The 9,161-nt window shown below is 70.8% G+C and carries 9 protein-coding genes; 3 read left to right on the top strand and 6 right to left on the bottom strand.

Annotated elements, in window-relative coordinates:
- The 6 genes from ACWEOE_RS26165 to ACWEOE_RS26140 form a co-directional block, all read right to left on the bottom strand.
- The coding region (locus tag ACWEOE_RS26165) for a chloride channel protein (RefSeq protein WP_452013471.1) at positions 1-1,152 on the bottom strand (1,152 nt) is incomplete at its 3' end.
- A 59-nt stretch (positions 1,153-1,211) separates the two neighbouring features.
- Positions 1,212-1,643, bottom strand: a complete 432-nt coding sequence (locus ACWEOE_RS26160) for an ester cyclase (protein WP_452013468.1) — start codon at positions 1,641-1,643, stop codon at positions 1,212-1,214.
- A 99-nt stretch (positions 1,644-1,742) separates the two neighbouring features.
- Positions 1,743-2,471: a mycothiol-dependent nitroreductase Rv2466c family protein gene (locus ACWEOE_RS26155; protein ID WP_452013466.1), complete on the bottom strand. Its 729-nt coding sequence runs from the start codon at positions 2,469-2,471 to the stop codon at positions 1,743-1,745.
- 99 nt (positions 2,472-2,570) lie between these two features.
- Positions 2,571-3,848 carry an amidohydrolase family protein gene (locus ACWEOE_RS26150; protein WP_452013464.1) on the bottom strand — a complete coding sequence of 426 codons (1,278 nt, stop codon included), beginning with the start codon at positions 3,846-3,848 and terminating at the stop codon, positions 2,571-2,573.
- Positions 3,845-4,747, bottom strand: coding sequence for an isocitrate lyase/PEP mutase family protein (locus ACWEOE_RS26145; protein WP_452013462.1), 903 nt, complete (start codon positions 4,745-4,747; stop codon positions 3,845-3,847). The genes ACWEOE_RS26150 and ACWEOE_RS26145 overlap by 4 nt, the downstream gene beginning before the upstream one ends.
- Before the next feature lie 15 nt (positions 4,748-4,762).
- On the bottom strand, positions 4,763-5,404 hold the full coding sequence (locus ACWEOE_RS26140) for a GntR family transcriptional regulator (protein WP_452013460.1): 642 nt from the start codon (positions 5,402-5,404) through the stop codon (positions 4,763-4,765).
- Positions 5,405-5,518: 114 nt separating this feature from the next.
- Here ACWEOE_RS26140 and ACWEOE_RS26135 point away from each other — a divergent pair, with 114 nt between their 5' ends.
- The 3 genes from ACWEOE_RS26135 (at position 5,519) to ACWEOE_RS26125 (ending at position 9,022) form a co-directional block, all read left to right on the top strand.
- Complete coding sequence (locus ACWEOE_RS26135) at positions 5,519-6,058, top strand: N-acetyltransferase family protein (protein WP_452013457.1); 540 nt, start codon at positions 5,519-5,521, stop codon at positions 6,056-6,058.
- Positions 6,059-6,224: 166 nt separating this feature from the next.
- Positions 6,225-6,545 (top strand): VOC family protein, encoded by a 321-nt coding sequence (locus ACWEOE_RS26130; RefSeq protein WP_452013482.1) that lies wholly within the window; start codon positions 6,225-6,227, stop codon positions 6,543-6,545.
- A gap of 86 nt (positions 6,546-6,631) precedes the next feature.
- Complete coding sequence (locus ACWEOE_RS26125; RefSeq protein ID WP_452013455.1) at positions 6,632-9,022, top strand: ATP-binding cassette domain-containing protein; 2,391 nt, start codon at positions 6,632-6,634, stop codon at positions 9,020-9,022.
- Positions 9,023-9,161: the final 139 nt, after the last annotated feature.

The following is a 9,161-nucleotide window of genomic DNA, read 5'->3' as shown; positions in this document are numbered from 1 at the left end:
ACACGACGCTCTTCCGCACTCCCGCGACGCCGCCGCCAGGCAAGCCGCCATCCCGGCCGCGGCCCCGCCCGCCCCGGGCAGCGCCGACCCCACCGCCGCCCCCACGAACAACGCCGGCCCGATCGTCCCCACCACCCCGCCCGCCCCGACGGTCACCCCCGTCGCGACGACCTTCCCGGCTGCCAGCGCCAGCAACGCCGCCGTACTGCCGATCGCCACTCCAGGTTGCCCGACACCGGCCACGGCGGGGGCTGCGAGCACCAGCAGCCCGACGGCGACTCCACCGATGACCGCACGAACCCCGTCCGACGCGGCCCACCCCACGACCCGCCGAAACCGGCCGACGCGAGGGGCAGCAGAGCCGTCCATGCCGGGCCCAGCACGAAACCAGGCCGAACCAGCGAGCCCCGCGTCCCCCTGAACCTGACCATCGGCAACCGCATCCGAGTGATCCGCAACCGCACGAGCACGACCCGACAGGGCCCGTCGAGCCGAACCCGAACCAGCCGCCCCACGGACCCACCCCGCCCACGCACCACCGAAATACAGCACCCACGCCAGCGCCACCCCGAACAACCCCGCCACCACCGCACCCCACGGCAACCCACCCACCGCGGCGTCCGGCAGCCGCAACGGCGAACCCGGCAGTGCCCACCCCGTCACGGCGCCCGCGGCCGACCCCACCACCACGGCGAGCAGCTCGACGCAGGTCGGCCCGTCCACCAGCACCTCCGCTACGAGCACCACGCCCGCCAGCGGCGCCCCGAACGAAGCGGCCACCCCGCCGGCCACGGCGGCCGCCGCGACGGGACGAAAGAAAACCCCCGGCAACCGGACCGCGGTGGCCACGGCGGTGCCCAGCGCGGCCGAGATGTGCACCACGGGACCTTCAGCCCCACCGGACCCACCGGAGCCCAGCACTGCGGACGCCGCCGCAGCCTTGGCCCCAGCCACCCGGCCGCGCACCGGGGACCCGGCAAACGCCCGCCGCACCTGGGGAATCCCGCCACCGCCGGCGTCGGGCACGAGGCGGAGCACGGCGGCGCACACCAGCACCCCCACGACCGGCGCGACGACGACCACCACCGCCGGAGCAGAGGACACCAGGGTCCGCAGCAAAGCCACGGTCTGTCCGAACGCGACAGCCGCCACGCCGGCCACCGCGCCCGCCCCGCCGGCCGCGAGGAGCAACGAGCCGCAGCGCACCGCGATCAGGCCGCGGTCAGGCGCTGGTACAGCTCATGCGAAGCGCGCTCCACGTGGTTGCTCACGAGCTTGCCGTCCCGAACCTCCCAGACGGCGGTGCCGCTGAAGGAGATGGGCCGCCCGTCGGGAGCGGAGCCGAGCACGCCGTTGTTGCGCCCGTGCACGTTCCAGCGCGAGGCGACGCGGCTGCCGTCGTGGTTCTCGAAGGTTTCGACGGTCTCCAGCTCCAGGTCGTGCACCTGCTCGAGGAACGCGCCGATCCACGCCTTGAAGTTCTCGCGGCCCTCGATCCGCACGCCCGCGTTGACGATCACGAAATCCTCGACCACGAAATCGTCCGCAGCGTCGGGGTTGTGGGCGTTCCAGACCTCGTTCCAGAACGATTCGACGAGCTCTGCCGAGTTCGACAAGGTGACCTCCGGAGTCATGTTTGACATTGCTGTCAAAGATAGCTCCGTCGGCAGCCGCGCCGAACCCGTTTGCGAGCAGTGCCACACCCCCACCTGCGGACCGATCTCCGTCGGTACCCAGTACTACTACTTCTTCTGCCGTCGGCTCCCGCCGTGCCAGTCCTCCTGCTTGCCGGCCTCGTCGGCGCTGACGCCGAAGGCCGGCAGCTGCGGCCGCTCGCGCAGGCTGCGCTTGAGCTCGGCGAACCCGGGAAAGCGCGAGAGCGCCACGACGTGGTCCCACAGCTCCACGGCCGAGTCGTCGTCGGGCAGCCGGCTGATCACCGGGCCGAACAACGCGGTGCCGCGCGGCGGCTCGAAGTGCAGGATCGGGGTGCCGACGTCCTTGCCGGTGAGGGTGAGGGCCACGTCGGTCTCGGCCTGGATCACCGCGTCCCAGGCGTCGTCCTCGAGGGCGTCGGCGTAGGCGTGCGGCAGGTCGCAGGTGTCGAGCGCCGTGGTCGCGAGCTCGCGCACACCCTGGTGCACGGCCGCGGCGGTACCACCGGGCACGACGTCCTTCTCGAACGTGTGCTGCCCGAGCGTCTCGTAGAAGCGGCCGATCGGGCCGGGGCCGTGGTCGCGGCGGATGCGCGCGGCGACCCGCAGCAGCTTCAGGCCGGACGTGTGCGACTCCTCGTACTCCGGCGGGAAGTGCGCGGCGTAGTCGATGTGGGAGTTGAGCAGGCGCAGGGAGATGAAGCGCCACTCGACGTCGTACTGCTTGAGCCGCGCGACGGTGCGCACCCACTTGCTCGTCATCCAGGCGAAGGGACAGACCGGATCGAAGTAGAAGTGCAGGTCGGGCTCGCTCATGAGGTGAGCGTACCAGCCCTCGCTCATGTTCTCGTACCGATCGATCCCTGATCACCACCGAACTGTCCACATGAGACGAACAAGACCGACACCAAGGCTTCAGCCGTTCCGCCAGCCTTCACGCAATCCTTCCCGGTCCACCCGAACGCCTTCCAGATACACCTCGGAAATCCGGCGCGTCGCCGTGATGTCCCGCAGCGGATCCTCATCCAGCACCACGAAGTCGGCCCGCTTGCCGACCGCCAGCGAGCCCCGGTCGGCCAGGCCCAGCAGTTCGGCGGAGGTCTCCGTGGCCAGCCGCAACGCCGTCAGCGGCGACAGCCCCGCCGCCACCAGGGCTTCCAGCTCACGGTGCTCGGCGAACCCGATGATCTGCGCGAGCAGCCCCGTGTCGGCGGAGAACACCAGGCGCACGCCCGCGTCGGCGAGCGTCACGAGGGTCTTTTCCATGCCGCGGTAGGCGTCGGCGGTGTCGAACAGGGGTTGCGGTGCCTTCGCGCGGATCGTGGCGCGCAGCGTCTCCACGGCCTCGCGCGGCAGGATGTCCGCGAACGCCGGCTCGTCGAGCCAGCTCTCGCCCGGCGGTCGCTGGATGGCCATCGACGTGAACACCGCGACGTCGTGGTCCTTGAGCAGCGCGACGAGCTCGTCGTCGGCACCGGTGCGAGGCAGGTGCGCGATGATGTCGGCGCCCGCGCGGATCACGGCTTTCGCCTCTTCGAGCGTGTAGATGTGCGCGGCCACGGTGATGCCGTGGGCGTGCGCCTCGTCGATCACGGCCTCGTAGATCTCCGGGGCGAGCTTCTCCTTGGTGCCGTGGCGGCTGTCGAGCCAGAACTTCACGGCGTCGACCCGTTTCGCGGCCAGCCCGCGCACGAACGCGCGGACCTCGTCGGGCCCGGTGGCCTCGTGCACGGCGTCGGCGGCGAAGAAGGGGCCGCCGTTGGTGTCGCCCGGCGTCGGCGCGACGATGCCGGCGCCGGCGGTGAACAGCTGCGCCACGTCGCGCTCGCCGAGGGTGCCGGCGCGCTGGGCGTCGCGCACCGCGAGCTCAGTGTCGGCGCGGTCGGTGCCGAGCGACTGGAACGTGCTCACACCGTAGTAGGCGAGCCGGTGCAGGTGGTCGATCACGTTGGCACGGGAGTAGAAGCTCGCGTCCGACGTGGTCCCGCGCAGGTACCCGATGTGGCCGTGGGGGTTCACGATCGCGGGGATCACCGCCTTGCCGCGCAGGGAAACCACGGCGCCGTCCGACGTGACTCCGGCCGCCGGGCCGACCTCGCGGATCACGCCGTCACGCACGACCAGCGCCGCGTCGTCGAGCACCTGCTCGCCGGTGATCAGGCGCGCTCCCGTGTAGACGGTCTCCTCGCTCACGCCGGGGCCTGCTGTCCGCTCGCGTACCGCGCACTGCGCTTTTCGTACTCGTCGTACCCCATCGCGGCCTCGAACGCGTGCTGCTCGGTCACGTACTGCTTCACCGCGGCCACATCGGCGCCTTCGCGCAGCGCGTCGAGCACCGCCGTCACGTTCTTCGACGCGGCACCGATCACCGTGTACCACAACAGGATCACGTCGGCGCCGGCCGCGCCGTACTGCTCGATCGTGCTGGAGGGCTCATCGGACCCCGGCACGTCGAGCAGGTCGCCGGCCACCATCACCGGCACCGGGATGCGGTCGCGCACGCGCGCGAGATCGGTGGCCGGGATGGCGGGGGCGAACACCATGTCGGCGCCAGCCGCGGCGTAGCTCTCCAGCCGGCGCACGCAGCCTTCGAGGTCGTGCTCGACCCACGCCGCGTCGGAACGGGCGATCACGAGGAAATCGGGGTCGGTGCGGGCGTCGACCGCCGCGCGGACCTTGTTCGCCATCTTGTCGGCCGGCAGCAGCCCCGCCGGCTTCGAGGTGTGCTTGCCGCCGAGGTTGTCCTCGATGTGCACGCCGGCGACCCCGGCGTCTTCGAAGACCTTGACGGCACGCCAGACGTTGGCGACGTCGTAGAACCCGTTCTCCGCGTCGGCGAGCACGGGCACGCCGACGGCGTCGGCGACGCGGCGCGCCTGCTCGGCGATCTCGTTGAGCGTGAGCAGCCCGACGTCGGGCAGCCCGAACGCCGACGCGGCGGCGGCGAAGCTGCCCAGGTAGGTCGCCGGGTATCCGGCCTTTTCGACGAGGCGGGCGCTGAACGCGTCGTACGCGCCGGGCAGCACCAGCGGATCCGGCCCGGCGAGGAGCGTCTTCAACGCCTTCCTGCGCTCGTTCGGGGTGTTCGGCATGGCAGTCCTTCTCGGTCAGACGAGAAAATCGCGGTAGCGGCGCAACCGCTTGCGCGCGGTTTTCATGTTGTGGCGCTTGAGTTCTTCGGCCCGAGCGGCGTCACCGGCCACGAGCGCGCCGATGATCTCGCGGTGCTCGGCGAGGCTTTCCTCCATGCGGCCCGGGGTCATCAGGATCCGGCGGCGCAACAGGTGTGCCTGGTCCTGCACGCCGGCGAGGGTCTCGGCGAGGAAAACCTGGTCCGCCAGGCGGATCACGGTGTCGCGGTAGCGGTCGATGGCGGCGAGGAACGTCTCGAGGTCACCGCTCGCGGCGGCCTCGTCGAGCCGGCCCGGCGCGAAGAGCTCCTGCAGCTGCCCCCAGTCGCCCGGTTCGGCGTTCTCCGCCGCGAGCCGCGCGGCCAGACCTTCCAGCACTTCGAGGACGTCGTAGATCTCCTCGACGCGGTCGAAATCGACCTTCGCCACGACCGTGCCGACGTTGGGGATCCGCTCCACCAGCTTGCGCGCCTCGAGCGCCAGCAGGGCCGACCGGACGGCGTTGCGCGTGGTGCCGAGCTCGGCGGCCAGCTTCACCTCCGGCAGCCGGCTGCCCGGCGTGAAGTCCCCGCGCAACAGCCGCTCCCGCAGGTGCAGCTCCACCTCTTCGCTCTTCATGGCCGTCCCTTCGTGATGACACCAGGGTACGAAGGTGTCGCTTGGATTGTCAACAATGCAAGCGACACTGTTGTCGCGTGGTCCTGGTCACGCCTTCCTCGCTAGGGTGAGGACGTGACGATCTCGGTACGCAGATCCGGCCCTGCCGACCGCCCCGCCGTCCTCGCGCTGCTCAACGGCGCCCGCGGGCTCGACCTCTCCCCCGCCGAACGCGCCGCGCAGGGCTTCGTGCAGGGCAGCTTCACCGAGGAACGACTCGGCGCCTTCGACACGACCACCGGCATCTACCTCGCGGAAGCCGACGGAGACGCGGCCGGCGTCGCTCTCACCTCCCCGTCCGGGTCGGGCTTCGGTGGCCCGCCCGGGCGCACGGTCGAGGTCGCGCGCGCCGCGGGCCTGACCGACGGCGTGTTCCTGTACGGCCCCGTCACCGTCGCACCGTCCCACCGCGGCCAGGGCGTGGTGCGGCTGCTGCTGGCCGCCGTGGCCGAGCACCTCGCCGACCACACCGCGGGCGTGCTGTTCGTCGAGCGCGCCAACGAGAAATCGCTGGCCGTGCACACCCATCTCGGGATGACGCACATCGGCGACTTCACGCACGCCGAGCGGGAGTACGCGGTGTTCTCGTTCAGCCCGAAGCAGTTCCTGTCCTGACGGACCGGGCGACGCACCGTCCACACTCGACCACCCACCGTCTCCGGGTGAACCGAGCAGGAATCGAGAAGCGCGCGCCCCGGCGCCGCGATTAGCGTCGGGGACAACGCACTCGAAGCCACGACAGGAGCCACCATGTCCCCCCACCCAGGGTGTCAAGACCGTCCTGCACTCCGTCTCCGACCTCGGCAAGGCCAAGGAGGTCTACACCGCGCTGCTCGGCGTCGCACCGCAGGTCGACAGCGAGTACTACGTCGGGTTCGACACCGCCGGCCAGCACATCGGACTCGTGCCGAACGGCGGCCCGCAGGCCACGCCCTCGCCGGTGGCCTACTGGCACGTCGACGACATCGTGGCGAAGCTGGCGGAGGTCACCGCGGCCGGTGGCGTGGTGCGCGAGGAGCCGAAGAACGTCGGCGGCGGCCGCCTGGTCGCGACCGTCGCCGACCCGGACGGCAACGTCCTCGGCGTGCTCCAGGACCGCTGAACCCACCACCCGATCCCGTCCGGCTGGTTCAATCGACGCCAGCGATCCGACCCAGCGACAGTGCCGCTTCAGCAGAGGGAGACCCGATGACCAAGGCCACGGCGAAGGGCCGGCCCTCGGCCGCACCGCAGGGCGCCGACAGCCACGACGTGATCCGTGTGCACGGTGCACGCGTGAACAACCTCAAGGACGTGAGCGTCGAGCTCCCCAAGCGGCGCCTGACCGTGTTCACCGGCGTCTCGGGGTCAGGCAAGAGCTCGCTCGTCTTCGGCACGATCGCCGCGGAGTCGCAGCGGCTGATCAACGAGACCTACAGCGCGTTCGTGCAGGGCTTCATGCCCACGCTCGCCCGGCCCGACGTCGACGTGCTCGAAGGCCTCACCACGGCCATCATCGTGGACCAGGAACGGATGGGCGCCGACCCGAGGTCCACTGTGGGCACCGCGACCGACGCCAACGCCATGCTCCGCATCCTCTTCAGCCGGCTCGGCAAGCCGCACATCGGGTCGCCCCAGGCGTTCTCGTTCAACGTCGCCTCCATCAGCGGCGGCGGCGCGGTCACGTTCGAGCGCGCCGGGCGTACGGTGAAGGAGCGCCGCACGTTCAGCATCACCGGCGGCATGTGCCCGCGCTGCGAGGGCCGGGGCCGGGTCAACGACATCGATCTCACCGCGCTGTTCGACGAGAACAAGTCGCTCAACGAAGGCGCCATCACCATCCCCGGCTACAGCATGGAGGGCTGGTACGGCCGCATCTTCCGCGGCAGCGGCTTCTTCGATCCCGACAAGCCGATCAAGAAGTTCACCAAGCGGCAGTTCGAGGACCTCGTCTACAAGGAACCGACGAAGATCAAGGTCGAGGGCATCAACCTCACCTACTCGGGCCTCGTGCCGGCGATCCAGAAGTCGTTCCTGTCCAAGGACGTCGAAGCGATGCAGCCGCACATCCGCGCGTTCGTGGAGCGCGCCGTCACCTTCACCACCTGCCCCGACTGCGAAGGCACGCGCCTGTCGGCGGAGGCGCGCTCGTCGAAGATCGGCAAGCTGTCGATCGCCGACGCGTGCGCGATGCAGATCAGCGACCTCGCCGAGTGGGTCAGCGGGCTGAAGGAACCTTCGGTGGCTCCGCTGCTGGCGTCGCTGCGGCACACGCTCGACTCGTTCGTCGAGATCGGGCTCGGGTACCTCTCGCTCGACCGGCCGTCGGGCACGCTCTCGGGCGGCGAGGCGCAGCGCACCAAGATGATCCGGCACCTGGGCTCGTCGCTCACCGATGTGACGTACGTGTTCGACGAGCCGAGCATCGGCCTGCACCCCCACGACATCCAGCGCATGAACGGCCTGCTGCGGCAGCTGCGGGACAAGGGCAACACGGTGCTCGTCGTGGAGCACAAGCCGGAGACGATCGCGATCGGCGACCACGTCGTCGACCTGGGTCCCGACGCGGGCAGCGGCGGCGGCGAGGTCGTGTACGAGGGCAGTGTCGAAGGGCTGCGCACGTCCGGCACGCGCACCGGACGGCACCTCGACGACCGCGCGAAGCTGAAGCCGCAGGTGCGCACGCCGGCGGGCGGGCTGGAGGTGCGCGGCGCGAACACGCACAACCTGCAGGACGTGGACGTCGACATCCCGCTCGGCGTTCTCGTGGTCGTCACGGGCGTGGCGGGCTCGGGCAAGAGCTCGCTGATCCACGGCTCGGTCTCCGGCCGCGACGGCGTGGTGACGGTGGACCAGGGAGCGATCCGCGGCTCGCGGCGCAGCAACCCGGCCACCTACACCGGCCTGCTCGACCCGATCCGCAAGGCGTTCGCCAAGGCCAACGGCGTGAAGCCGGCCCTGTTCAGCGCCAACTCCGAGGGCGCGTGCCCGAACTGCAACGGCGCGGGGGTCGTGTACACGGACCTCGCGATGATGGCGGGCGTGGCCACGCCGTGCGAGGTGTGCGAGGGCAAGCGGTTCCAGGCCTCGGTGCTCGAGTACCGCCTCGGCGGGCGCGACATCAGCGAGGTCCTCACGATGCCGGTGGCCGAGGCCGTGGACTTCTTCGCCGACGGCGAGGCCAAGATCCCCGCGGCGCACAAGATCCTGCAACGCCTGGCCGACGTCGGCCTCGGCTACCTCACCCTCGGCCAGCCGCTGACCACCCTCTCGGGCGGCGAGCGCCAGCGCGTCAAGCTGGCCACGCACATGGGCACCGACGGCGGCGTGTACGTGCTCGACGAGCCCACCGCGGGCCTGCACCTCGCGGACGTGGAGCAGCTGCTGAGCCTGCTGGACCGTCTGGTGGACGCCGGGAAGTCGGTGATCGTCATCGAGCACCACCAGGCCGTGATGGCCCATGCGGACTGGATCATCGACCTGGGCCCGGGCGCCGGCCACGACGGCGGGCGGGTGGTGTTCGAGGGGACGCCGGGTGATCTGGTGGCGAAGCGGGCGACGTTGACTGGGGAGCATTTGGCGGATTACGTCGGGGGGTGAGGTGTAGGGCTCAGGATCCTTGGTGGTGCTCAGGGTTCTCGGGCAGGTTCGGGGCGGCTGCGTTTGGCGAGGGCGCCTTCGGCGAGCGCGGCCTCGAGAGTCTGCGGCGCGCCACGCCGGTGAGTGCCGGATCGACGCC

Source organism: Amycolatopsis sp. NPDC004368 (genome assembly GCF_053602515.1).
This window is presented reverse-complemented; position numbering and strand designations above follow the sequence as displayed.

Excerpts from the sequence above, each read along its gene's own strand:
- ACWEOE_RS26145 (WP_452013462.1), bottom strand. The coding sequence starts at position 4,747 with ATGCCGAACACCCCGAACGAGCGCAGGAAGGCGTTGAAGACGCTCCTC.
- ACWEOE_RS26155 (WP_452013466.1), bottom strand. The coding sequence starts at position 2,471 with ATGAGCGAGCCCGACCTGCACTTCTACTTCGATCCGGTCTGTCCCTTC.
- ACWEOE_RS26160 (WP_452013468.1), bottom strand. The coding sequence starts at position 1,643 with ATGTCAAACATGACTCCGGAGGTCACCTTGTCGAACTCGGCAGAGCTC.
- ACWEOE_RS26140 (WP_452013460.1), bottom strand. The coding sequence starts at position 5,404 with ATGAAGAGCGAAGAGGTGGAGCTGCACCTGCGGGAGCGGCTGTTGCGC.
- ACWEOE_RS26125 (WP_452013455.1), top strand. The coding sequence starts at position 6,632 with ATGACCAAGGCCACGGCGAAGGGCCGGCCCTCGGCCGCACCGCAGGGC.